Below are 24,158 nucleotides of genomic sequence, written 5' to 3'. Positions count from 1 at the left end.
GCCGCCTCTGCCCATGAAGGGCGCCCAATAATCACTCGACAACTACCCGGCCCGCCATGGGACGACAGACCGGGCGGCTGCCTTAAATAGCCTGTTCCACGAAAGGCACGGCCAAGGCCAGCGCCGCATCCAGGGCGCTGGCGTCAGTACCGCCGCCTTGCGCCATGTCTGGACGACCACCGCCCTTGCCGCCCACGGCCGCAGCCGCTTGCTTCATCAGATCACCGGCCTTGAGTTGACCGGTCAGGTCTTTGGTTACGCCCGCAACCAGAACGACCTTTTCCTCATGGACACTGCCGAGCAGGATCACTGCGCGGCCGAGCTTGTTCTTCAACTGATCGACAAGGGCCAATAGCGCCTTGCCATCCTGACCGTCCAGGCGCACGGCCAACACTTTCACACCTTTGATATCCAAGGCAGACGCCGACAGATCGTCACCGGCCGCGCTGGCGGCCTTGGCTTGCAACTGCTCCAGTTGTTTTTCCAGCGCACGGTTGCGCTCCAGCACCGCCGACAGTTTGTCGAGCAGGTTGTCGCGGCTGCCCTTGACCAGGCTGGCCGCTTCCTTGAGCTGCTCTTCGGCAGCGTTCAAGTACGCCAGCGCCTGGGCGCCGGTGACCGCTTCGATACGGCGCACGCCAGAGGCCACGCCGCCTTCGCTGATAATTTTGAGCAGGCCGATATCGCCGGTACGGTTGGCGTGGATACCGCCGCACAACTCCACCGAGAAGCTACCGCCCATACTCAGCACGCGCACTTCGTCGCCGTACTTCTCGCCGAACAGCGCCATGGCGCCTTTTTGCTTAGCGGTTTCGATGTCGGTTTCTTCGGTCTCGACCGGGGTGTTCTTACGAATCTCGGCGTTGACGATCTCTTCCAGGGCCTTGATCTGTTCAGGCTTGATGGCTTCAAAGTGGCTGAAGTCAAAACGCAGGCGCTGACTGTCGACCAACGAGCCCTTCTGCTGCACGTGCTCGCCCAATACCTGGCGCAACGCGGCGTGGAGCAAGTGGGTGGCCGAGTGGTTGAGCGCCGTGGCGTGACGCACGTCAGCATCCACCTGGGTTTCGACGGGGGCGGCAACGGTCAGGCTGCCGGCGCTCATCACGCCGTGGTGCAGGAACGCACCGCCAGTCTTGGTGGTATCACGCACGTCAAAACGCGCGGCGCCCGAGGTCAGGTAACCGCAGTCGCCCACCTGGCCGCCGGATTCAGCGTAGAACGGCGTGCGGTCGAGGACGATCACGCCCTCCTCGCCTTCGCTGAGCACGTCAACCGACTGGCCGTCCTTGTACAGCGCGACGATTTTCGCTGCGCCACAGGTGTCGGTGTAACCAGTGAACTGGGTGGCCACGTCAACCTTGACCAGGGTGTTGTAGTCCAGGCCAAAGGCGCTGGCGGAGCGGGCGCGTACACGCTGGGCTTCCATCTCGCGCTCGAACCCGGCCTCGTCGATGGTCAGCTCGCGTTCGCGGGCGATGTCGGCGGTCAGGTCCATCGGGAACCCGTAGGTGTCATACAGCTTGAACACCACGTCGCCCGGCACCACGGAGCCTTTGAGTTCAGCCAGGTCCTGCTCAAGGATTTTCAGGCCGTGTTCCAGGGTCTTGGAGAACTGCTCTTCTTCGGCCTTGAGCACGCGCTCGATGTTGGCCTGTTGCTGCTTGAGCTCCGGAAAGGCTTCGCCCATCTCGGCCACCAGCGCGGCCACGATCTTGTAGAAGAAACTGCCAGTGGCGCCCAACTTGTTGCCGTGGCGGCAGGCACGACGAATGATGCGGCGCAGCACATAGCCGCGGCCTTCGTTGGACGGCAGCACGCCATCGGCGATCAGAAAGCCGCACGAACGGATGTGGTCGGACACCACTTTGAGGGACGACTGGTCGTCATTGCTGCAACCAATGGCCTGGGCCGAGGCGCTGAGCAGGTTCTTGAACAGGTCGATCTCGTAGTTGGAGTGCACGTGTTGCAGCACCGCGCTGATCCGCTCCAGGCCCATGCCGGTATCGACCGACGGCGCGGGCAGCGGGTGCAGCACGCCATCGGCGGTGCGGTTGAACTGCATGAACACGTTGTTCCAGATCTCGATGTAGCGGTCGCCGTCTTCTTCCGGCGAGCCGGGCGGGCCGCCCCAGATGTCGGCGCCGTGGTCGTAGAAGATCTCGGTGCACGGGCCGCAGGGGCCGGTGTCGCCCATGGTCCAGAAGTTGTCGGAGGCGTAAGGCGCGCCCTTGTTGTCGCCAATGCGGATCATGCGCTCGACCGGGACGCCAATCTGCTGGGTCCAGATGTCATAGGCTTCGTCGTCGGTGGCGTAGACCGTGACCCAGAGTTTTTCCTTGGGCAGGCCCAGCACGCCGGTGAGGAAGGTCCAGGCGTAGGTGATGGCATCGCGCTTGAAGTAATCGCCGAAGCTGAAGTTGCCCAGCATCTCGAAGAAGGTGTGGTGACGGGCGGTATAACCGACGTTTTCCAGGTCGCTGTTCTTGCCGCCGGCGCGCACGCACTTCTGGCTGCTGGTGGCGCGGGTATACGCACGCTTTTCCTGGCCCAGGAAGCAGTCCTTGAACTGGTTCATCCCCGCGTTGGTGAACAGCAGGGTTGGGTCGTTGCCCGGAATCAAAGAGCTGGAGGCGACACGGGTGTGGCCTTGCTCTTCGAAGAAGCGAAGGAAGGCTTCACGGATTTCTGCGCTTTTCATTAGGTTCTTCCACGGAGGCTGCGGCCAAAGGCCAGTGCGCGACGTCATCGGACGGAGCGACGGCAAAGGGCCGCATTATATCGGCGTTAATCAGCAGGTACAGCGTGTTTGTACGATACACAGGCGCAATTGGACGGCCAGGACGATCAATGACGTGAAAAATCGACGAAAGCGAGGGAAAACCCCGGTTTTTGCCGGTGACAGCCGCCCTGATCGGCGCCATTGAGCGAAGAAAGCGATGATTATCATCACCATCGCCCCATGCACCTGTTGGAAATATATGGTAAAAACTGCCCGCTGCCAGAAAAAGCTGGTAGCAACGTTCTCAGGGCGGGGTGCAATTCCCCACCGGCGGTAATTGCGCGCAATGCGCATAGCCCGCGAGCGCTTGGCGGCACCCACGGCTGTGGCGGTGAGTGGTGCCAAGGTCAGCAGACCCGGTGTGATCCCGGGGCCGACGGTCATAGTCCGGATGAAGAGAGAACGGGATTGGCGCCCAAGGGCCGTAAGACAAATCCTGCCCAGGCAGGGAAAAGTCGCGCGCACCCTTGAAATCCCATTCGATTCATATCGCCCTGTTTTTCACACAAACAGGAGTTCAGAACATGCAACCCACCGCAATCGATAGCAAAAGCAAACACCATCACGGCGAACGCGTCGCCTTTATCCAGGCCTGCTGGCACAAGGAAATCGTCGATCAGAGCCGCAAAGGCTTCGTCGCCGAAATGCTGGTGCAGGGCTATCAAGAAAGTGACATTGATTTCTTCGAAGTCGGCGGCGCCTTTGAAATCCCGCTGCACGCCAAGCTGCTGGCCAAGTCCGGGCGCTATGCCGGCATCGTCGCCGCAGCCCTGGTGGTGGACGGCGGTATCTACCGCCACGAGTTCGTCGCCCAATCCGTGGTCAGCGGCCTGATGCAGGTGCAACTGGAAACCGAGGTGCCGGTGTTCTCGGTGTCCTTGACCCCGCACCACTTCCATGCGGGCGAAGAACACCAGAAGTTCTTCTTCGACCACTTTGTGCACAAGGGCCAGGAAGCTGCGCAGACCTGCGCCGACACGCTGCACAAGATCCGCACCTTGCGCCGTAACGAGCCGCGTGCCGTAGCGGTTTAACCCCACCACGAGCGCCACAAAAAGGGCAGGCCCATAACGGACCTGCCCTTTTTTGCTGTAGCAAGCCCGCTTGCTACAGCAGCGTTTCGGCGTTGTTGGGTACGATCAGGATGCCCGCGCGCAGGCCGTTCTTGACCTTGGGGTTGGGAAAAATGATGCGCGCGCCTTCCTCCTCCACCACCCAGCGCATCTGGGCGATGTCTTCGGCCAGCACATAGCCGGGTTCCAACTCAGAGAAGTTCTCGATATCGGCCGGCAGGTTCAGTTGGAATTGATCGCTGTGCTTGATGATTTCCCGCGCCACGCTGAACAGCTGCAAGCCCTCGAGGTTGCCGTCGAGCGGCGGCTCGGTGCCTTCGATGATCTGCTGCAGGCGTGTTTCCAGGCGCGAGACGTCCACGCCTTCGTTCTGCCCGAACGGCCGCGCCTTGCCCAGTTCCAGGGTGAAGGCCTCGGCGCCGAGTTTGTCGTAGGTAAACGAGCTGAACACGATGGACGGTTTGTTCTGCAACAACACCGCCTGCATGCCGGCCGCGCGCAGGCGCGCCAGCTCCAGGCGCGAATGGGTGCGGCCTTCCTTCCAGGGGTAGAGGGCGAACTGCTCGATCTTCGAACCGCGAATGGCGGTGTGCAGGTCGTAATGCAAACGGCCACGCTCGGGCAGGCTGAAGAAAGTGCTCGCCAGGCGTTCCAGCTCGCAGGCACGCAGGGCTTCACTGCCACTGCTTTGTTCGTGGCGGCCGTTGAAGAGGCGATTGACATCCTGCTCGATATAGCGCTCGCCGCGGCGCATGGCCTCGGGGTTGCCGAACAGGAACAGAATGCGTGCGCGGGGCTTGAGGTCGCCCCGGGCGATGGCGTGCAACAGACGGTCGAGCAACTCGATGGGTGCCGTCTCGTTGCCGTGGATGCCCGCCGATAACAGCAGGTCCAGGCCATTGTCGCGGGCTTCGGGAGGCCGCACTTCCAATGCGCCCTCGCTCAGCCAGCGCATACGCACACCGTCGACAGTCAGTTGAGTCTTTTGCGCCGGTTCGCGACCGGCGAGGGTCAGTTCAAGCAGTTTGCCGAGGGCGAGCATAGAACGACTTCCTTAGTGGTCGTGCTGGCAATCCGGGCCATGCACATGGTCTTCGTCGCCAGCGTCGGCCGGTTCCATTTCCAGTTGCAGGCTTACCAGGTTAGTCGCCAGCGGGCGCAGCAGCAGGTTGGCGTATTCCGCGTCGCCTTCTTCCACATCGACGCCAATCAGCAATTGGCCGCGGCCGTCGTGCTGGATCCAGACTTCCTTGCCCTGCCACACCACCGCCACGCGGGTGCAAGAGGTTTGCAGTTGGGTGCCGTCGGTGTCTTCAAGGATCAGCTGCAGGGTATCGCTCATGTCTTTAGGCTCTCGTTTGGGAGATAACGCAGCGTGCCGAGGGGGCTGGCACGCCGGTTTTCAATTGATCTGGAAAGGGTAAACCGCGCCCAGTTTAAGGATTTGCGTCAGTTCATCCAGTGCCGTGCGGCATTCAAGCAACAATTGCGGGTCCGCCAGGTCGGTTTCGCTCATGCGGTCGCGGTAGTGCTTCTGCACCCATTGGGTCAGGGAGCCGTACAAAGGCGCGGTCATGATGACGCCGGGGTTGACCGCCGCCAGCTCGGTTTCGTTGAGGGCCACCCGCAGGCGCAGGCACGCCGGGCCACCGCCGTTCTGCATGCTTTGCTTGAGGTCGAAGACTTTCACCTCGCGAATCAGGCCGTTAGCGGCGGTCAGCCCTTGCAGGTAGTTCCACACGCGTTCGTTGTTCTGGCATTCCTGGGGCACGATCAGCAGCATCGAACCGTCGGCACGCGACAGCAACTGGCTGTTGAACAGGTAGGAGCGCACCGCGTCCTCCACCGTGACCTGGGAACGCGGCACGCAAATCGCCTTGAACTGGCCGCCACGGGCCGCCAGTTTGTCGGACAGTTCCTTGAGCATCGCCTCGGTGTGGAGGAAGGCGTCCTCGTGATAGAACAACGCCTCGCCGTTGCCCACTGCGATCACGTCGTTGTGGAACACGCCGGCATCGATCACCGCCGGGTTCTGCTGGGCGTAGACCACGCCAGCATCGCTCAGGCCATGCAGGCGAGCGACAGCCTGGGAAGCTTCCAGGGTCTGGCGCGCCGGGTACTTTTGCGGCGCCGGGTAGCGGTTGTCGAAGGCACTGCGGCCGAACACGAAAAACTCCACCCCGGCCTCGCCGTAGTCGCGGCAAAACCGCGTGTGGTTGGCCGCGCCTTCATCGCCGAACTGCGCCACCGCCGGCAAGGCCGCGTGGTGGGCGAAGTGCTGCTGATCGGCGAACATCGCCCCCAGGACGCGGCTGGTCGTCGGGTGTTCGATGCTGCGGTGGTACTTGCAGTTGAGGTTGGCGGCGGTGAAGTGCACACGGCCGTCCGCGGTATCGGCGCTGGGGCTGACCGTGGCGGCATTGGCCACCCACATGCTGGAGGCCGAGCAACTGGCCACCAGCAGCGGCATCGCCTGCTTGGCGGCCTGCTCGATCACTTGCGCGTCGGTGCCGGCAAAACCCAGGCTGCGTAGGGCGGCCACGTCGGGGCGCTCCTGCGGCGCGAGCACGCCTTGCACAAAGCCCATGTCCATCAGCGCTTTCATTTTCGCCAGGCCTTGCAGCGCTGCTTCCTTGGGGTTGGAGGCCTGCTGGCTGTTGCTCTGGGATGCGACGTTGCCGTAGGACAAACCGCCGTAGTTATGGGTCGGCCCCACTAGACCATCAAAATTGACTTCATAGGATTTCATCAGCGAGGCTCCACGAACATCTGTTTTTATAGGGCCCTGTCTATGGCAGCGAGCAAGCCCGCTGCCACAGGAACAGGGTTACACCAACCGCACACCCGGCGTCAGTGTGGCGGGCAGCACCAGGCTTGGGGTTTCCAGGGACGCTACCGGGTACGCGCAGTAGTCGGCCGCGTAGTAGGCGCTGGCGCGGTGGTTGCCCGAGGCGCCGACGCCACCGAACGGCGCGCTGCTGGCGGCGCCGGTCAGTTGCTTGTTCCAGTTGACGATCCCGGCGCGGCTTTGCAGCCAAAACTGCTGGTAGCGCGCCTCGGAATCCGACAGCAAGCCCGCGGCCAAGCCGTACTGGGTGTTGTTGGCCTCGGCCATTGCCGCGTCGAAGTCAGCGTAGCGGATCACTTGCAGCAGCGGGCCAAACAGCTCTTCGTCGGGGCGCTCGGCCACGGCCGTGACGTCGAGGATGCCCGGCGTCAGCAGCGCCGCGCCGGCCTGGGGCTGGGTCATCGCCAGCAGCGCCTGGGCGCCGTTGGCCAGCAGGTGAGCCTGGGCGTCCATCAGGGCGCGGGCCGCTTGCAGGGAAATCACCGAGCCCATGAACGGCGCCGGTTGCTGGTCGAACGCCCCCACCTCGATGCTCGCGCTGACCGCCACCAGGCGCGCCAACAGGCTGTCGCCCCAGGCGCCTTGCGGCACCAGTAGGCGGCGGGCGCAGGTGCAGCGTTGGCCGGCGGAAATGAATGCCGACTGGATGATGGTGTACACCGCCGCGTCCAGGTCCGCGACCTGCTCCACCACCAGCGGGTTGTTGCCGCCCATCTCCAGGGCCAGGATCTTGTCCGGGCGCCCGGAGAACTGCGCATGCAAGTGGTTGCCGGTGCGGCTGGAGCCGGTGAAGAACAAGCCGTCGATACCCGGGTTCGCCGCCAGGGCAACGCCGGTGTCGCGGGCACCTTGCAAGAGGTTCAGCACGCCGGCGGGCAGGCCAGCCTCGATCCAGCATTTGACCGTCAACTCAGCGACCTTGGGCGTCAGTTCGCTGGGTTTGAACAGCACGCTGTTGCCCGCCAGCAGCGCCGGGACAATATGGCCGTTGGGCAGGTGCCCGGGGAAGTTGTAGGGGCCGAACACCGCCACCACACCGTGGGGCTTGTGGCGCAGCACGGCGGTGGCGTCGCCCAGCGGGCCGCTCTTCTCGCCGGTGCGTTCGCGGTAGCTCTGCACCGAAATGGCAATTTTGTTGACCATGCTGGTGACTTCGGTGGCCGACTCCCACAACGGCTTGCCGGTTTCCTCGCCGATGCAGCGAGCCAACGCGTCGCCGTGGTTTTTCAGGCTGGCGGCGAAAGCTTCGAGCACGCTGATGCGTTCGTCCAGGGAACGGCTGGCCCAGGCCGGGAAGGCCTCGCGGGCCGCTTGCACGGCTACCTCGACCTGCTCGGCGCTGGCGCCCTTGCCGGACCACAGCACGTCCTGGCTCACCGGGTTGAGGGATTCAAATGCCTGGCCCAGGCCTTCGACCCAGCGGCCGGCGATGTATAGCGAATTCATTATTTTGGCTCCCGGGCAGCGGACAGCGGCACGGCGCGCACTTGGTCGCCGGCGTTGAGTTTCAGGCGTTTGGCGGTCAGCGGGTCAACCACCAGGGTGCCCGCGGCAAAGCGCGCAGGGGCGGCGGTGATGCGGCAGTCCTCGCGCTTGCGGTTGTGAATCAGGAAAGGGGTGGCGTCGTCGCCCGGCGTACCGATGGCCAGCACCAGCGCCTGGCTGTCGCGCACTGCGCGGATCTTGCTGGTCTCGCACTCCACCGCCGGGCCGGCGTCGAAGATGTCGACGTAGCCCTGGTAGCTGAAGCCTTCGCTTTTGAGCATGGCCAGCGCCGGCTCGGTGTCGGTGTGCACTTTGCCGATCACGTTGCGCGCATCTTCGGAAAGGAAGCACGTGTACAGCGGGAATTTAGGCATCAGTTCGGCGATGAACGCCTTGTTGCCCACGCCGGTCAGGTAATCGGCCTGGCTGAATTCCATCTTGAAGAAGTGCCGGCCCAGGCTTTCCCAGAACGGCGAGCGGCCGGCCGGGTCGGACATGCCGCGCATCTCAGCGATGATCTTATTGCCGAACAACTGCGGGAACTCAGCGATGAACAGCATCCGCGCCTTGGCCAGCATCCGGCCGTTGAGGCCGCTGCGGTAGTCGGCGTGCAGGAACAGCGAGCACAGCTCGGAGTTGCCGGTCAGGTCGTTGGCCAAGAACAGGGTGGGGATTTCGCGGTAGATCTTCAGTTCCTGAGAGGCGCTGACCGTCAGGCCGACCCGGAAGTTGTACCAGGGCTCGCGCAGGCCCACGGCGCCCGCGATGGCGGAGATGCCCACGACCCGGCCGTCATCGTCTTCAAGCACGAACAGGTAGTCGGCGTCGCCGCGTTCGGCTTCGCCGCGAAAGGTCTTCTCGGCCCAGCCGACCCGGTGGGCCAGGCGTTCTTCGTTGGCCGGCAAGGTGGTCAGGCCGGTGCCGGTGCTGCGGGCCAGCTCGATCAGCGCCGGTAGGTCGCTGCTGCGTACGGGACGAACGATCATGCTTTCTCCTCAAACGGGCCGTCGCTGGCGACCACCCGTAAAACTCGCTGCTGTAAAGGCGTTAAACCGCCACCAGGCGCACGCTGGCACCTTCGCCGACGCCCAGGGCCTCGGCGGCTTGCAGATCCAGGGTCACGGGTTTACCCGGCGCCCAGTCCAGCTCCAGCAACACCGCGCGGTAGTCCTGCAACTGGCCGTTGGAAACCAGGTAAGGCCGGGTGCCGCCCTTGCCGGTCTCGCCGATTTTCACCGGCACCACACGGCTCTGGGCGATGGAGCGGATGCTCGACACCCGTGCATGCAGGGTCGGGCCACCGTCGAAGATGTCGATGTAGTGGTCGGTCTCGAAGCCTTCGCGCATCAGGATGTCGAAGGTGATCTGCGCCCGCGGGTGCACCTGGCCCATGGCCTCCTGGGCCGAGTCGGGCAGCAAGGGTACGTAGATCGGGTAGTGCGGCATCAGTTCGGCGAGGAAGGTGCGGCTCTTGAGCCCGCACAGGCGCTCGGCGGCAGCGTAGTTGAGGTCGAAAAAGTTGCGCCCGATGGCGTCCCAGAACGGCGACTCGCCGTGCTCGTCGCTGTAGCCGACGATTTCGGTCACCACCGAATCGGCAAAGCGCTCCGGGTGGCTGGCGACGAACAGCAGCCGCCCGCGGGAGTTGAGTTCCGACCAGGGCGAACCCACCAGCTCGGGCACCACGTAGAAACTGGTCAGCAGGCTGTTGCCGGTCAGGTCGTGGCACTGGGAGAGCACGTGGATCTTGTTGTGGATCTTCAGCTCGCGGGAGGCGTGCACGAAGGTTTCGTTGCGAAAGCTGTAGAACGGCTCGGAATAGCCGGCCGAGGCGACGATGGCCGAACAGCCCACCAGTTTGCCAGTGGCGCTGTCTTCGAGGACGAAGAAGTAGCTTTCTTCACCGTTGAAGCTGACTTCGGCGGCGAACGAGGCTTCGCTGGCCGCGATCTTGTCGCTCAGGCGTTCGACATCATCCGGCAGGGACGTGACACCAATCGGGCTGTCCGCGGCCAGACGCTGTACCTCGCCCAGATCAGCCATTTGCGCGGGGCGCATCACCAGCATGGTGTCACTCCTTAACTTGAAAAAACCTACAGAGGAAAAAATGCCGGGCCATGGACCTGGTTCAACCCAGATACGGTGTGGCAGCCCGGCACAAAAAATGGGTTTCGCTGCCCGGTTGCCCGGGCAGCGAAAGGTCTATCAGGCTTGCGTGAGCTTTTGCACGGCGCGCTCGAAGCGGGCCAGGCCTTCTTCGATGTCGGCCTCTTCCACCACCAGGCTTGGGGCAAAGCGCACCACATCGGGGCCGGCTTGCAGGATCATCAGGCCTTCACGCTCGGCGGCGTTGAAGATGTCCTTGGCCTTACCCTTCCAGGCATCGCTGAGCACACAGCCCAGCAGCAGGCCGAGGCCACGGACCTGGGTGAACAGGCCGTATTGCTCGCCGATCTGTTCCAGGCGCGCCTTGAACTGCGCGTGCTTGGCCTTGACCCCAGCGAGCACCTGCGGGGTGTTGATGACGTCGATCACCGCTTCCGCCACCGCGCATGCCAGCGGGTTGCCGCCGTAAGTGGTGCCGTGGGTGCCGACCACCAGGTGCTTGGCCAGCGCTTCGCTGGTCAGCATCGCGGCGATGGGGAAACCGCCGCCCAGGCTCTTGGCGCTGGTGAGGATGTCCGGCGTCACGCCGTAGTGCTGGTAGGCGAACAGCTCGCCGGTGCGGCCCATGCCGGTCTGCACTTCGTCGAATACCAGCAGCGCGTCATGGGCGGTGCACAGTTCGCGGGCGCCTTGCAGGTAAGCCAGTTCGGCCGGCAGCACGCCGCCTTCGCCCTGGATCGGCTCCAGCACTACGGCGCAGGTCTTGTCCGAGATGGCGGCTTTGAGGGCGGCCAGGTCGTTGAACGGAACGTGGGTGATACCGGTGATTTTCGGCCCGAAACCGTCGGAGTACTTGGACTGGCCACCGACGTTGACGGTGAACAGGGTGCGGCCGTGGAAGCTGTTGAGGGCGGCGATGATTTCGTATTTTTCTGCGCCGAACTTGTCGAAGGCTACGCGGCGCGCCAGCTTGAAGGCTGCTTCGTTGGCTTCGGCGCCGGAGTTGCAGAAGAACACGCGCTCGGCGAAGGTCGCGTCGATCAGCTTGTGGGCCAGGCGCAGGGCCGGCTCGTTGGTGAACACGTTGGACACGTGCCACAGCTTGTTCGCCTGCTCAGTCAAGGCACCGACCAGCGCCGGGTGGGCGTGGCCCAGGACGTTCACCGCGATGCCGCCGGCGAAGTCGATCAGCTCGCGGCCGGACTGGTCCCACACGCGCGAGCCTTGGCCACGCACGGGGATGAACGCGGCAGGGGCGTAGTTGGGAACCATAAGCTGATCGAAATCGGCGCGTTGTACCGCAGCGTGCTCAACGGACATCGGAGTCTCCTGGTAAGGAACACTCGCCTGGAACTGGCGAGCGATGAAAGGGATTGTAAGGACAGTTTTCAGCCCGGCCTTGCCGCCAAGCGACAACTTCTTATAGCGCGAACCCCGGTTTTCCCCGGGTTTACGGCAATGCGACATATAGCGTCGCAAAGGCGCAGTTTAAACTGCCCGCCGCCTTTATAGGCAGCGCCGGGGGATTTGATTTCAAGCGCGCAGGCCTTCCCGATAACTATGTAGCGCCCCTGTCCGATAGCGCTTTGCTTTCCTAGTCGCCCCTCCAGGCACGACAAGGATTGAACAATGCCTCACCCACACACACCGGACCTCGGGACCAGCGCCCCGCCCCTGCACGCGCCATCCCACTACCACTTACTACTGGATGCGGTGCCCGACTGGCTGCGCAATGCCCCGCCGGCCCGGCGCCAGGCCTTGGCCCGTGTCCGCACGCAGGTGCCGCCCTGGCACGCCAGCGCAACGCCTGACCAACACCAGCAGTTGCAGCAACTCAACAACGCCCACTGGACCGCGCAAAACCAGGTCGACGAACTACTGGCCCAAGTACAGGACATCAACGCCTTCGCCGAACCCCTGCTCATCGCCGCGCTCAAGGCCCAGCACGGGCTGGATTTGGACGTTCGCCGCACCTTCCTGCAACTGTACATTCCGGCGACCGCCGAGCCCTTCCCCATCCCAACCGGCGCCACGCGTACCTGGACGGTGTCACTGCTGGCGGCGGCCCTGCATAACTTTGAAGCCGACGAAGCCGAGGAAGACGCGTTCGACGCCCACTCCGACTACATCAGTGAGCCCGACCGGCTCAACCAGTACGACATTCTCCCAGGCATCAAGCAGCGCCTGCCGATCGCCGCGTTCGTCCGCCTGTGCAGGGCGCTGGACATTGGTCAGCGTTACCAGGCCTACCTGGAACGCCAGCTGGGCGTGACCGATGCGACGCTGGACGCCACCCTGCGCGCCAGCGTCGGCCGTAGCCAGAAAGCCGCACTAAAGGCCGCGCTGCACCTGGCACGGATGCAAAACGAAATCAGCCAGGACAGTTTTCACGCCCTGCGCCGCTACCTCGACGGCCACCCGGACGTCACCCTCGATGGTCAGCCTCTGTGCCATCACGACCTGGCGATCATGTCCAGCAGGTTGACCGGGATCGTGCTGTTCGGTGCCGATTTTGAACAGCACGATCAAGTGCTCAAAATCGTGGCGTACGTTCCCGACGACCCGGCGCACCCGCTCCGCGAATATGAGTCCGCAGCGGCGTTCACCGAAGAACTGGTTCGCCAACTACGTGAGCCCGACTATCAGCATTTTTTCAGCCGTTTCGTCGCCCAGCAGGACCGCCCGCCGTTCTTTGCGGGCCTGCAACAGCGCCTGAGCCGGGTCACCTGGCATCGCCATGTGCCCGGCAGCCCACTGCCCTCGTGGCGCGCCGAACCCATTGAGCGGCCGAACCTGCAACTGTCGGCCCTCGCCGTGCGCGAAGACCTGTGGCTGCACCTGCATCACAGCAAGCTGGACAAGATCCTCAACGACGCCCGCGTACTCGCCGTGCCCACTGCAACCGTCGACAGCCAAGTGCGCTGGGCCTTGTGGGACACCTTCACGAAAATTGCCAGTTCGGTGCTCAACGCAGCCTCGATGCTGCTGGCACCGTTCGTGCCACTCCTTGGCGAGGTGATGCTCGCCTACATGGCTTATCAGTTGCTGGATGACACCTTCGAATCTGTCGTCGACTGGGCCGAGGGCCAGAGGCAGCAGGCGTTCGAGCATTTCATGGAGGTGGTGGAGTCCATCGTCCAGCTTGGCACCCTGAGCGTAGGCGGGGCGGTTGCCGCCGACGCCTTTCGCGACGCCCTGCCGGCACCAGTGCAGGCCTTTATCGACCGGCTCAAGACAGTAACCGCCAGCGACGGCAAGCTGCGCTACTGGCAGCCCGACCTCGCCCCCTATGAAACCGCCCTGCGCCCCACCCCCGGTGCCCGGGCCGACAGCCTCGGGCTGCACGCGGCCGAGGGCAAGCAACTGCTGACCCTTGAGGGCAAAACCTACGCGGTGACGCATGACCCGCTGACCGGCGAGCACCGCATCACGCACCCGCAACGCCCCCACGGCTACCGCCCCAAACTGCGCCATTACGCCCAAGGGGCCTGGCAAACCGAACTGGACCAGCCCCTGGAATGGGACAGAGGCACGGTGCTGCGGCGCATGGGCCTCAACGCCGCGCGCCTGACCGCCAGCGAAAGCGAAGAACTGCTGCGCTTTAGCGGCTATCACGAAGACGTGCTGCGCAAGATGCACGTTGAGCACGAGCCGGCCCCGCCCCTGCTCGCCGACATGCTCACGCGCCTTAACATCGACAAGGACATCCAGGCGCTGATCGAGCAGCTCAAGAGCGACGACCCCGCGCTCTATCACCAGGCCGACATCCAGTCCCAACTGCACCTGATGACCAACTACGGCTTGTGGCCCGAGTCCAAGGCGCTGCGCGTGGTGGACACCGACGGCAATAGCCTGTGGACTTTCAATGCCGATCGCGGGTTGCCGGTCATCCAGGTCAGCACTGAACACTTCAACAACGGCCACTTCCTGCAAGCGGTTCTGAGCGCGCTGGATGACACTCAAATCAAAGCGTTGTTCGGCGAAAACTTCGGCGCCCCCACCCTCAGCCTCCAGGCCCGCACGCGTCAGTTGCGCAAGGCCCTGGCACAGACCGCCGAGAACAAACGCGCCTCAATTTTTGAAGCCCGCTACCGGGGCGTGGAGCACTCCACCGACCCACGGGTGCAGACCCTGGTCGCCGCCGCACCCGGCCTGCCCACCGCCGTCGCCGAGGAACTGCTGCACAACGCCAGCGCCGCGCAACTGACCGAGCTGGACCAAGGCCGCTTACCCGCCTCCTGGAGCGAAGCGAGCCGTGCAGCCCTGTTGCAGGTTCGCGTGTCGCGCGCCTACGAGGGGTTGTACCTCAAGTCATTCGAGAACACCGACAGCCATCGCCTTGCACTGCATTCGTTGCCTAACCTGCCCGGGTGGCTGGCCGACACCAGCATCAGCGTGCGCGATTATTCATTCGACGGCGCCCTGAGCGATCGTATCGGCCCCCCTCAGGCCAGTGTCCAGAAGGTTTTGGTGCGCCTGGACGATGGCCGCTACCAGGCTTACGACGACCGGGGCCAGACCCTGCACGCCGCCAGCGAGTTCCACGATGCGATCTTGCAAGCCTTGCCGGACGAGCACCGCCGCGCCCTGGACTTGCACATCGGCCAGGGCGAGCGTCTGCGCCAGAGCTTGCGCGACCATGCGCTGGATCGCGAAAACCTGGGCCAGTTGCTGGAGCAGCAGCCCATCCGCAAACCCGCATACGACCCAGACTTGATGCGCCTGCCCGGTGGCATGGAAGGCTACGGCCAACTGAACGTTGGCTACACGGCCTTGCAAATGCGAGCCAAACGGTTGTTCCCCAGTTTCGGCCGCCAGCGTATTCAGGCCTTCTTGTATGCCCTGCAATCCACCTCGGCCGGCGCCCTGGCCAGCCTGGATCGCCTAGAGCAGGAGTTTGCCGAACTCACCGCAACGCTGGCCAAGTGGGTTGTCACCCCTCCCCAAAAACACCCCATCACCGCCGAGCTCATCAGCGACAGCGAACGGGTGCTGCAACAACTCACCCGACGCCGCTTCATGGCCAAGGTCAAAGCCTCCTGGCGGCAAAACGTCCAGCATGAGTTCCTCCACGACCAACAGCACTTGGAGCTGCGTTTTTCGGAGGACCTCATCGGCGAATTGCCGCAACTCCCCTGCGACTTCAGCCACCTCACGGTGCTGGCGCTCAAAGGCAACAATGCCACGCTGGGGGCCCATGGGTTACTGCTGCGGTTCCCCAACCTGCATCGCCTGGAGCTCGATAGCATTGCGCTGGGCACTCTGCCCGACGCACTCGGGCACATGCCCCAGCTCAAGGAGTTGCTGCTGACCCATTGCCAACTGCAACTGACCACCGCCACCCGCGGGCAACTGGCGACCCTGACCGGGCTGGAGATCTTGGATCTGTTCGGCAACCCGCTTGAACTGTCCCCCGATGTCAGCGCCATGGACAACCTGCAGTACCTGGATCTAAGCCGTACGCACATCCGCGAACTGCCCAACGGTTTGCTTAGCCGGACACGGCTGATTAGCGCACGGCTTCGCAACAACAACCTGCAGCAGTTGCCGCCTGCGCTGTTCAGCAACCACCTGACGTTCGCCGATGAGCTGGAGTTGGGCAACAACCCTTACCCCGAAGCCGTGCGCCAGCGTATCCGCGCACACTTTCAAGCCACCGGGCACAATTTCGGGGTCGAGGCCGCGATGCCCGATATACAACGAGTTCAAGCGCTTTACCCCAAGTTCACCCAGAACGACGCCAGCCGCTTCTTCTATCGTTTGCCCGGCGACACTCAAGGAGCCCGCCAGGCATTGACAGCCCTAGAGGCCGAGTTCGAAAAACTGGGGGACGACTTGCAAGCCTGGACCGTCGCGGTGCCCGGCGACCATTTGGTCCTTGGGCGGGCGTTGAGCGCCACGGAAGTCGCCCAACAACAGGCCCTGCGCCTGGAGTTTTCTAATCAGCTCAAAATATGCTGGCGGCGCCTGAGCGAGCGTGACAGCGAGGACACAGACCTCCTGGTACCCGGCCACATGCTCTCCGCCAGCCTATCGATCATGGGCGAACTGCCCGCACTCACGGCGGACTTCAGCCACGTCACCTACCTCTCGTTGCACAGTAATGGCCTGCTGCTGGAAGTCGATCGCTTCCTGGCCCTCTTTCCCAACCTGGACAACCTGTACCTACACAACCTCCAACTGGACGTGGTGCCGAGCGCCGTTTCAAGGCTGGGCAACCTCGTGGCCCTGGACATCGTGCATTGCTCCCTGCGGCTTACGCCACAAACCGCCGGTTGGCTAGCCGAGCTTGAACAGTTGGAGTACCTGGACCTGAGCCACAACCGCCTCGGCCAAACGCTGGACGTGAGCAAAATGAGCGCACTGATAGAGCTGTCGCTACAAAACACTGGCACCACCGAAATCCCCAAGGGCCTGCTGACCATCGAGGGCTTGCAGAAAGCCGACTTGAGCAACAACAACATCAGCGAAATCCCTGACGACCTCTTCGAAATACCCGCCCAGGTCAGCGAGAACTTTGACTTGCGCCGCAACCCTCTGTCCGAACAGAGCCTGACACGGCTCAAGCACTACTACCGCCAGACCGGCGTGCAGTTGAACGTCAACCTGAGCAACCCGATGGAAATCAACCTGGGCACCGAACAGTTCCCCAACTACGGCGACCCCACGGCCGGCGTCATCGTCGACCCGGTCGTACAGCCGATCGAGGAATAGGTTTTTAGCGGCAAGCGGCGAGCTTCAAGCGGCAAGACATCACGGATGAGCCTGCCGCTTGCCACTCCCCATATTCATTACCTGACAAGGACGACCTCATGTCTCTTCCCCCCCTTCCCCCCGCGCGCTTTCGCGACCTGCACCGCGAGATTCTTCAGAACGCCATTCCCCAATGGCTGGGCGAGGCCTCAGCGCATAAGCAGGCCGCGCTCAAAGCCGCGCCAGTGGTTATTGCCGACTGGTACGCCAGTGCCTCGGGCGAGCAGCATCGGCAACTCAAACCCTTGATCGCCCAGGCCTGGACCACACAGAACCTGGTCGACAAGGCCCTGCAAGACCTGCAAAGCCCCGAGGACTTCGCCAGCGAGCGCCTGCAACTGGCCCTGAAAAGTCGCTTCGGTATCGAGCAGGATGTGGCGACCATTTACCTGCGCCTCTACGTGGCGGCGCCGCTTTCTGCCTTCTCGATCGCCGCCAACGCCAGCCGAGTGCGCACCCTGTCATTGCGCGATGCGGCGCTGCACAACTTCGAGCAGGCCGAGACCCTGGCCGATGCCTACGACCCCAACTCCCGGTTCATCAGCCGCCCCGACGCCAACGGCCTGTTCGAGAGCCTCTCGGCCATCAATGCGCGGCTCAGTGTGCCAACCTTCGCCCGCCTGTGCCGGGAGCTGGACATCGGCGCCCAGTACCAGCGCTACCTCAAGCAATACCTGGGGCTGGACAACCCCGTGGCCGACGCGCGCCTACGCGGCAAAGTGCGCGACAGCCAAGTGGCGGCCCTGAAGGTCGCCCTGCAGATGGCACTGATGAAAAACGACATTCCTGCCAGCACCTATTCATCGCTGCACTTCTTGCTCGACGGCACGCCCCCTCTGGAAGCAGGCTGCGAACCCCTGTTGTGCCACGACCTGTACCTGATGTCGGCGAGGATGACCGGCATCGTGCTGTTCGCCCCGGACCTTGAGCACAGCCAGGGCGTAGCGCCGGTGATCGCCTACATCCCTGAAGACCCTCAGCACCCGCTCAAGCACTACCCGTCCAGCGCCGACTTCATGCAAGACCTGCTCGCCCGCTTGCGCACACCGCAGTACCAGAAGTTTTTCAGCCGTTTTGTGGAGCATTCGATACGCCCACATTTTTTTGCCGACCTCAACAACCGCCTCAGCGCCATCACCTGGCATCCCCATTCCCCGGGCGACCCGCTGCCGACATGGCGCGAAGAACCTATCGAGCGCCCCAACCTGCAACTGAGGGCCGTGAAGTTCGACGACGAGTTGTTCAAGCATCTGTATGAGGCTCAGTTCAATGCCCTGATAAACGACGCCCAGAGCATCGCCGTCGCCACCGCCCGCGCTGACCAGCAGGCACGCTGGCGGCGCTGGGACGCTGTGGCGAAAATCGCCAGCGGCCTGTTGGAGGTCGCAGCGTTCATCGCGACGCCCTTTGTCCCACCCATGGGCCTGTTGATGCTCGGCTACAGCGCCTACCAACTGCTGGACGAGACCATCGAAGGCATTGTCGACTGGGCCGAAGGCCAACGCAGCAAAGCCTTCGAACACCTGATGTCGATCGCCGAGCAACTGGTTCAGCTGGGCTTGTTCGCCACAGGCCTGCCCCTGGCCGAAGACGTGTTGCGCAAGACGCTCTCGCCCCAGCTGTGGGCGTTTTTCGACCGACTCAAACCGGTCACCTCGACAGACGGCAAGACCCGTTTGTGGCAACCGGACCTCAGCCCTTACGCCCATGACCTGCAACTGGCCAAGCACTCGCGCCCCGACACCCAGGGCCTGCACACCTTGCGCGGGCAACAGGTGCTGCCCCTGGCCGGCAAGCACTATGTGGTCGCACCGGACCCGGCCAGCGCCCGTCCGCACCTGCTCCACCCCTTGCGCCCCGAAGCCTACCGCCCCCTCGCCCGCGGCAACGGTGAAGGCGCCTGGTTGGGCACCGAGGAAAACCCACTGGCGTGGAATGACAGCACCCTGATGCGGCGCCTGGGCTACCACGCGGACGGCTTGAGCGACAGCCAACTGGCGCAAGTGCGCCACATCAGCGCCACCGACGCCGATGCACTGCGCAAACTGCACCTCAATCAAGAGCCAATGCCGCCGCTGCTCAAAGACAGCCACAAGCGCTTCGTGATCGACCAGGCCCTGGAGGAATTCATCGCCCAGCTCAACAGCGACGACCCGGCGGTGTATGCCTTAGCCGATAAACAGACCCAGGTCATGCTGCTCAGCCACTATGGCCTACTGCCGCGCAGCAAGACCCTGCGCTTTCTCGACGGCCAGGGGAAAACCGCCTGGGAACTGGCCGGCGACCCGGACGCCAGCGTGGTACAGATCCACGAGGCTCAGTTGGACAATGGCGAGTTTTTGTCCACCGTCCTGCAAAGCCTGAGCGAACCGGAGCGCAAGGTGCTGCTGGAAGAGGAATTCGGCTACCCAGCCACCTCGCTGCAAGCGCGCACGCAAAAGCTACGCAAGCGGCTCGCCAGCCTGGCCCAGGGCAAACGGACATCGCTGTTCGATTCCCGTTACCGCACCCAGGAATACACCCAGGACCCCAGGCTGACGACCCTTATCGACACCACACCGGGCCTGCCCCTGAGCGCCGCCGAGGAGCTGCTGAGTAACGCCAGCGCCGCTGACCTCAAGCAAATCGACGCCGGGCGCGTGCCCACGCACCTGGTCGAACTCGCCCGCTGGGCACGCCTTGAAGTACGCATCAGCCGCGCCTACGAGGGGCTCTACCTGGCGAGTGTGGACAACCCCGACACCGATAGGCTGGCGCTGCATTCTCTGCAGCAACTGCCGGGCTGGCCCACAGATGTGTGCATTCAAGTCAAGCAATACTCGGCCGGCGGCCGCAACCGCGAGATCATCGGCAATCCTTACGGGGCCGTGCAGCGGCTGTTGATCGCCACCGAGGACGGCCACTACATCCCAGCCGACGCCAAGGGCCCGCTGTTTGGCCAGACCGACCTGTACACCGCAATTCTCCAGGCCTTGCCCGATGCCGCGCGTGATGCCCTGAAAATCCACATCGCCCAAGGCCCGCAGCTCAAGCAGGGCATCATCCGACACGCCATCGACCGTACGCGCCTGCGCGCCCTGCTGGCCGCAGAACCGGTGCGCAAGCCGACCTATGACCCACGCCTCATGCGCCTGCCCGGCGGAATGGAAGGTTACCGTGCCGCACCTACGCCTGGGCCAAGCCAAGGCCCGTCCCTGGAGCAGCAAGTGCATCAGTTGTTCCCGGCCTGGTCCCCGGAACAGATCCGCGACCTAAGCGTCAATTTGCGCCGCGTACCCGGCGGAGCTCAGTCGGCACTGGCCAGCCTGCAACACGAATACCTGACCCTGGATCAGGACATTGCCGTGTGGGAAAACAACGTGCGCCGCCCCTCCCTCGGCCCCAACCTGCAACTGCGCCAACAGCAACATGCCTACGAACGCCAGACCCGCCGGCTCTGGGGCCAGGAGCTGCGGCGCGCCTGGCGCCATGAAACCGCGCTCGACGACTACTACGAACCGCCCACGCGCAATGGCCGCACCCTGCACCTGGGGACTTCGCTGGAAAGTGAGTTGCCGCTGCTCAGCGTAAGGTTCGAGTACATCTCCCACTTGACCCTGGAAGGCAACAACCTGCCTCTGGGCAACCTCAATGCCTTCTTGCAGGGGTTTCCACGGCTGCGCTTTTTGGCCATCCGCAGCATTCCCCTGGGCGAGCTGCCGCCCGCAGTCTTCGACATGACCACCCTCAACGAGCTGGTGCTCAGTGAGTGCAACATCACCCTCACCGCCGACAGCCAGCGCCGACTGACGGCCATGCCGCGCCTGAAAACCCTGGACCTGTTCAGCAACCCCTTACACCTGACCCCTAGCGTGGAAAACATGCCAGACCTGGAATACATCGACCTGGAGGGCACCAGCATTGCCCAGTTCCCGCCCGGCCTGAGCAACCGCCCGCACCTGCAAACAGCAATCCTCTCCAACAACCGGATCGAAGAGTTGCCCGCCGCACTGTTCGACCTGCCAGCGCGTACCAGCGAGCGCTTCGACCTGGGCAACAACCCGCTGTCGCGTGCGACGCTGGAACAGGTCAAAGCCTACTGCCATCGAACCGGCCAATACTGGGAAGCCGACGCACCCGCCGCCGACCGAGCCCAGGTCCAGGCCCTGTATCCCACCTTCGGCCATCAGGACATCAACCGTTTTATCTACAGCCTGCCCGGTAACCTGGAAATGGGGACCATCGAGCTGGCGCGCCTGGAGGTGGAGTACGCACAACTGGAAAACGACTTGAGCCCCTGGATCAGCGACCCGAACGCCAGCGAGGCAACACGCACCGCGCGGTTGGCCTTCAAGAACGAACTCCAGGCCTGCTGGCGCCGAGAAACCGCCCTGGACCCCGACAGCCTGGGCTCTCCCCCCACCCACGAGTTGGCCCTCGACCTCTCGGCCACGGGCCCATTGCCCGAACTGCACGCCGCCTTGGGGCACGTTTCGACGTTGACGCTCAAAGGCGATGGCGCCGCCGTGCAGATCGCCAACCTGCTCGGCAACTTCACCGCCCTGGAGCGCCTGAACACGGAAAACCTGTTGCTGGGGAGCATCCCGCCCAGTGTTTTCCAACTGTCAGGGTTACGGGGGCTGAGCCTGAACAAGGGCGCCATAGAACTGACTGCGCAATCGGTGCAAGCCCTGGCCGGGTTGCCGCATCTGCAACGCCTGCATCTGGACGACAACCCCATTGGCCTGCTGCCGGATGTGGCGCGCATGCCTCATCTGATCGAGCTCTCCCTGCAAAATACCGGGCTCAACGAGATCAGCACCACGCTGCAAGACGCCCTGCCCAGGTTGACCCTGAAGATGAACCGCAACGCCATCACCCAAGTGCCCGACGAACTCTTTGCCATGCCCGCCGCGGCCACCCAAGGGCTGGACCTTAGCGCCAACCCCTTGTCAGCAGCGACCCTGGAGAAGATAAAAAGCTACTGCCAGGCCAACCGCGTACACCTGGGGGCCGACGCCCCGCCCCAGGACCAAGCGCGCGCCCGCATGCTCTACCCCACGCTCGCGGACGATGACATCAACGGCGTGCTATTCCAACTGCCGGGTACCCTGGACGACATCTCCCTGCACCTGACGCGCCTGGAAACCGAAGCACAAACGCTCGACGCCGATCTTTCGCAATGGGCGCTGGACGTACCGTTGCAGCACCCTCTGCACGGCACCCCACTGGACGAACAGAGCCGCGCCGCGGAACAAGTCCGGCGCCTGTCTTTTAAGGCACAATTGCAGCGTTGCTGGCACCGCGAACCGCCCCAGGACGCCATGAACCCCCAGCGACTGTTGATCGACACCCACGTCATGGGCGACCTGCCACAGGTAGGCGCCCGTTTCGAGGCCATCACCGAGCTGGAGTTGGTGGGGGACAAATCCGGGATGGACGTCAGTGCGTTTCTCAAGTCTTTCCCGCACCTCAACAGCTTGAGCATCAGCGGCTACGCCCTGCGCGATGTGCCGCAAGTGGTGCTGAACACACCGAGGCTGATCGTCCTGGGCCTGGATGACTGCGATGTCCACCTCAGCGCCTCAAGCGCCGATGCGTTAAGCGGCATGAGCAACCTGGAGTTCCTCGACCTGGAGGAAAACCCGCTGGGCCGCACCCCCGACCTGAGCCATATGCACAAGCTCACCACCCTCTACCTCGGCCACACGGGCCTGACCGAAGTCCCGCCGGGGCTGTTCAACCTTAGCCAGTTGAGAGCCTTGAACCTGCGCAACAACCTGATCCGCGAGATTCCCTCCGACATCCTGGAACTGCCTACGCCGCTGGACGATGACTCCGACCTGAGCGGCAACCCGCTGTCGGAGCAAAGCCTGGAGTATTTGCGCCAGTACTATGTGCTGACCGGCAACAGCCTGAATGTGGAAGAAGCGACTGTGGCGGCCGATGGCACCCCACTGACGCCGCAACCGATGAGGCCGTCAGAGGCTTGAGGCGCGAGGGCCTTACAACCCAGCAGGCACCGAGCTTGCTCGCGATAACGATATTGGGGCGGCCATCGCTGGCAAGCCAGGCTCGGTAGCCTTAACCCCGCTCCGAAGGCACCGAAGACAGCTCAAAAGGGCTGCTGCTACGCCGCTGGTTGCGGTCTTCCCGGGGCGTAGCGCCGAAGAAGTTGCGGTAGGCGCTGGAGAAGTGCGGCCCCGAGGAGAAGCCGCAGGACAGGCCGATCTGGATGATCGACTTACTGGTCTGCATCAACATCTGCCGGGCCTTGTTCAGGCGCAGTTCCAGGTAGTACTGGCTCGGCACTCGGTTGAGGTATTGCTTGAAGATGCGCTCCAACTGGCGCCGCGACACACACACGTGCTGGGCGATTTCGTCGGTGGTCAGCGGCTCCTCAATGTTGGCTTCCATCAGCAAAACCGCCTGGGTCAGCTTCGGATGGCTGGAGCCGAGGCGGTTCTGCAAGGGGATGCGCTGGCGCTCGCCACCTTCACGGATACGTTCGACCACCAATTCTTCCGACACCGCCCCGGCCAACTCCGCGCCGTGGTCGCGGGCCAGCACCGCCAGCAGCAGGTCGAGCACCGACAAGCCGCCACACGCGGTCAGGCGATCGCGATCCCAGTCGAACAAATGGCTGGTGGCAATGACCTTGGGATAACGCTCGGCAAAGTCGTCCTGCCAGCGCCAGTGCACGGCGGCACGGTAGCCGTCGAGCAGGCCCAGTTGCGCCAGGGGATAGACACCGGCAGAGAGACCGCCGATCACACACCCGGCACGCACCAGTTGCTTGAGCGCGCCGCTGAGCGCAGGCACCAGGGCGGCGGGCGGTTCGTCGGCCAACAGAAACAGCTTGTGCAAGCCTTCGAGCTTGCCGGCCCAGGGCTCGCCCGGCAGTTGCCAGGCACCTTCGCCGGGGGCTTCGGCCTGCAAGAACGACAATTGGTAGACCACATCCGGGTGCACCCGCTGAGCAACGCGCAAGGCCTCCTCGGCCAGCGCCAGCGTCAAGGCTTTAGTGCTGGGCCAAATCAGGAAACCAATTCGATGGGCAGTCATGGCGGGCAATCCGAAACGAAAACAGGGTTAAAACGGCGACCCAACCAGGCCAGTGGCCGCGCGCTGC

12 protein-coding genes and 1 riboswitch are annotated in these 24,158 nt (G+C 63.6%); of the genes, 3 read left to right on the top strand and 9 right to left on the bottom strand.

Annotation, left to right across the window (positions count from 1 at the left end; genetic code table 11):
- Positions 1–82: 82 nt before the first annotated feature.
- Positions 83–2,701, bottom strand: coding sequence for an alanine--tRNA ligase (gene alaS, locus CKW13_RS08665; RefSeq protein WP_095108173.1), 2,619 nt, complete (start codon positions 2,699–2,701; stop codon positions 83–85).
- Between the two features lie 317 nt (positions 2,702–3,018).
- Positions 3,019–3,190: riboswitch (FMN riboswitch) on the top strand.
- 116 nt (positions 3,191–3,306) lie between these two features.
- Between alaS and CKW13_RS08660 the strand changes: the two genes are divergently transcribed.
- Positions 3,307–3,816 carry a 6,7-dimethyl-8-ribityllumazine synthase gene (locus CKW13_RS08660; protein ID WP_095108172.1) on the top strand — a complete coding sequence of 170 codons (510 nt, stop codon included), beginning with the start codon at positions 3,307–3,309 and terminating at the stop codon, positions 3,814–3,816.
- A gap of 73 nt (positions 3,817–3,889) precedes the next feature.
- On the opposite strand, the gene astE is transcribed toward CKW13_RS08660, so the two are convergent.
- From astE to CKW13_RS08625, 7 genes are all read right to left on the bottom strand, one after another.
- Positions 3,890–4,897: a succinylglutamate desuccinylase gene (gene astE, locus CKW13_RS08655; protein WP_095108171.1), complete on the bottom strand. Its 1,008-nt coding sequence runs from the start codon at positions 4,895–4,897 to the stop codon at positions 3,890–3,892.
- A 12-nt stretch (positions 4,898–4,909) separates the two neighbouring features.
- A complete protein-coding gene (locus CKW13_RS08650) occupies positions 4,910–5,197 on the bottom strand; it encodes a topoisomerase II (RefSeq protein WP_095108170.1) in 288 nt (95 codons plus the stop codon).
- A 60-nt stretch (positions 5,198–5,257) separates the two neighbouring features.
- Positions 5,258–6,604: an N-succinylarginine dihydrolase gene (gene astB, locus CKW13_RS08645; RefSeq protein WP_095108169.1), complete on the bottom strand. Its 1,347-nt coding sequence runs from the start codon at positions 6,602–6,604 to the stop codon at positions 5,258–5,260.
- 78 nt (positions 6,605–6,682) lie between these two features.
- Positions 6,683–8,152, bottom strand: a complete 1,470-nt coding sequence (gene astD, locus CKW13_RS08640) for a succinylglutamate-semialdehyde dehydrogenase (protein WP_176465077.1) — start codon at positions 8,150–8,152, stop codon at positions 6,683–6,685.
- On the bottom strand, positions 8,149–9,174 hold the full coding sequence (astA, locus tag CKW13_RS08635) for an arginine N-succinyltransferase (RefSeq protein ID WP_095108167.1): 1,026 nt from the start codon (positions 9,172–9,174) through the stop codon (positions 8,149–8,151). Before astA ends, astD begins: the two co-directional genes overlap by 4 nt.
- A gap of 61 nt (positions 9,175–9,235) precedes the next feature.
- Positions 9,236–10,255, bottom strand: a complete 1,020-nt coding sequence (aruF, locus tag CKW13_RS08630) for an arginine/ornithine succinyltransferase subunit alpha (protein ID WP_095108166.1) — start codon at positions 10,253–10,255, stop codon at positions 9,236–9,238.
- A gap of 138 nt (positions 10,256–10,393) precedes the next feature.
- Positions 10,394–11,614, bottom strand: a complete 1,221-nt coding sequence (locus tag CKW13_RS08625) for an aspartate aminotransferase family protein (RefSeq protein ID WP_095108165.1) — start codon at positions 11,612–11,614, stop codon at positions 10,394–10,396.
- A gap of 309 nt (positions 11,615–11,923) precedes the next feature.
- Between CKW13_RS08625 and CKW13_RS24415 the strand changes: the two genes are divergently transcribed.
- Together CKW13_RS24415 and CKW13_RS08615 are read left to right on the top strand one after the other, a co-directional pair.
- Positions 11,924–17,008 carry a dermonecrotic toxin domain-containing protein gene (locus tag CKW13_RS24415; protein WP_095108164.1) on the top strand — a complete coding sequence of 1,695 codons (5,085 nt, stop codon included), beginning with the start codon at positions 11,924–11,926 and terminating at the stop codon, positions 17,006–17,008.
- 98 nt (positions 17,009–17,106) lie between these two features.
- Positions 17,107–23,019: a dermonecrotic toxin domain-containing protein gene (locus CKW13_RS08615; RefSeq protein WP_095108163.1), complete on the top strand. Its 5,913-nt coding sequence runs from the start codon at positions 17,107–17,109 to the stop codon at positions 23,017–23,019.
- A 91-nt stretch (positions 23,020–23,110) separates the two neighbouring features.
- Here CKW13_RS08615 and argR read toward each other — a convergent pair whose 3' ends face one another.
- Entirely contained in the window at positions 23,111–24,091 is a 981-nt protein-coding gene (gene argR / locus CKW13_RS08610) for a transcriptional regulator ArgR (protein WP_095108162.1), read from the bottom strand.
- Positions 24,092–24,158 lie beyond the last annotated feature (67 nt).

The organism is Pseudomonas sp. Irchel 3E20, assembly GCF_900187645.1.
Taxonomy (GTDB): Bacteria; Pseudomonadota; Gammaproteobacteria; order Pseudomonadales; family Pseudomonadaceae; genus Aquipseudomonas.
The sequence above is the reverse complement of the archived record's forward strand: the minus strand, read 5'-3'. Positions and strand labels throughout refer to the sequence as shown.

Bases quoted from the DNA above. Each gene is read 5' to 3' on its own strand.
- alaS (WP_095108173.1), bottom strand. From the start codon at position 2,701: ATGAAAAGCGCAGAAATCCGTGAAGCCTTCCTTCGCTTCTTCGAAGAG.
- CKW13_RS08660 (WP_095108172.1), top strand. From the start codon at position 3,307: ATGCAACCCACCGCAATCGATAGCAAAAGCAAACACCATCACGGCGAA.
- astE (WP_095108171.1), bottom strand. From the start codon at position 4,897: ATGCTCGCCCTCGGCAAACTGCTTGAACTGACCCTCGCCGGTCGCGAA.
- CKW13_RS08650 (WP_095108170.1), bottom strand. From the start codon at position 5,197: ATGAGCGATACCCTGCAGCTGATCCTTGAAGACACCGACGGCACCCAA.
- astB (WP_095108169.1), bottom strand. From the start codon at position 6,604: ATGAAATCCTATGAAGTCAATTTTGATGGTCTAGTGGGGCCGACCCAT.
- astA (WP_095108167.1), bottom strand. From the start codon at position 9,174: ATGATCGTTCGTCCCGTACGCAGCAGCGACCTACCGGCGCTGATCGAG.
- aruF (WP_095108166.1), bottom strand. From the start codon at position 10,255: ATGCTGGTGATGCGCCCCGCGCAAATGGCTGATCTGGGCGAGGTACAG.
- CKW13_RS08625 (WP_095108165.1), bottom strand. From the start codon at position 11,614: ATGTCCGTTGAGCACGCTGCGGTACAACGCGCCGATTTCGATCAGCTT.
- CKW13_RS24415 (WP_095108164.1), top strand. From the start codon at position 11,924: ATGCCTCACCCACACACACCGGACCTCGGGACCAGCGCCCCGCCCCTG.
- CKW13_RS08615 (WP_095108163.1), top strand. From the start codon at position 17,107: ATGTCTCTTCCCCCCCTTCCCCCCGCGCGCTTTCGCGACCTGCACCGC.
- argR (WP_095108162.1), bottom strand. From the start codon at position 24,091: ATGACTGCCCATCGAATTGGTTTCCTGATTTGGCCCAGCACTAAAGCC.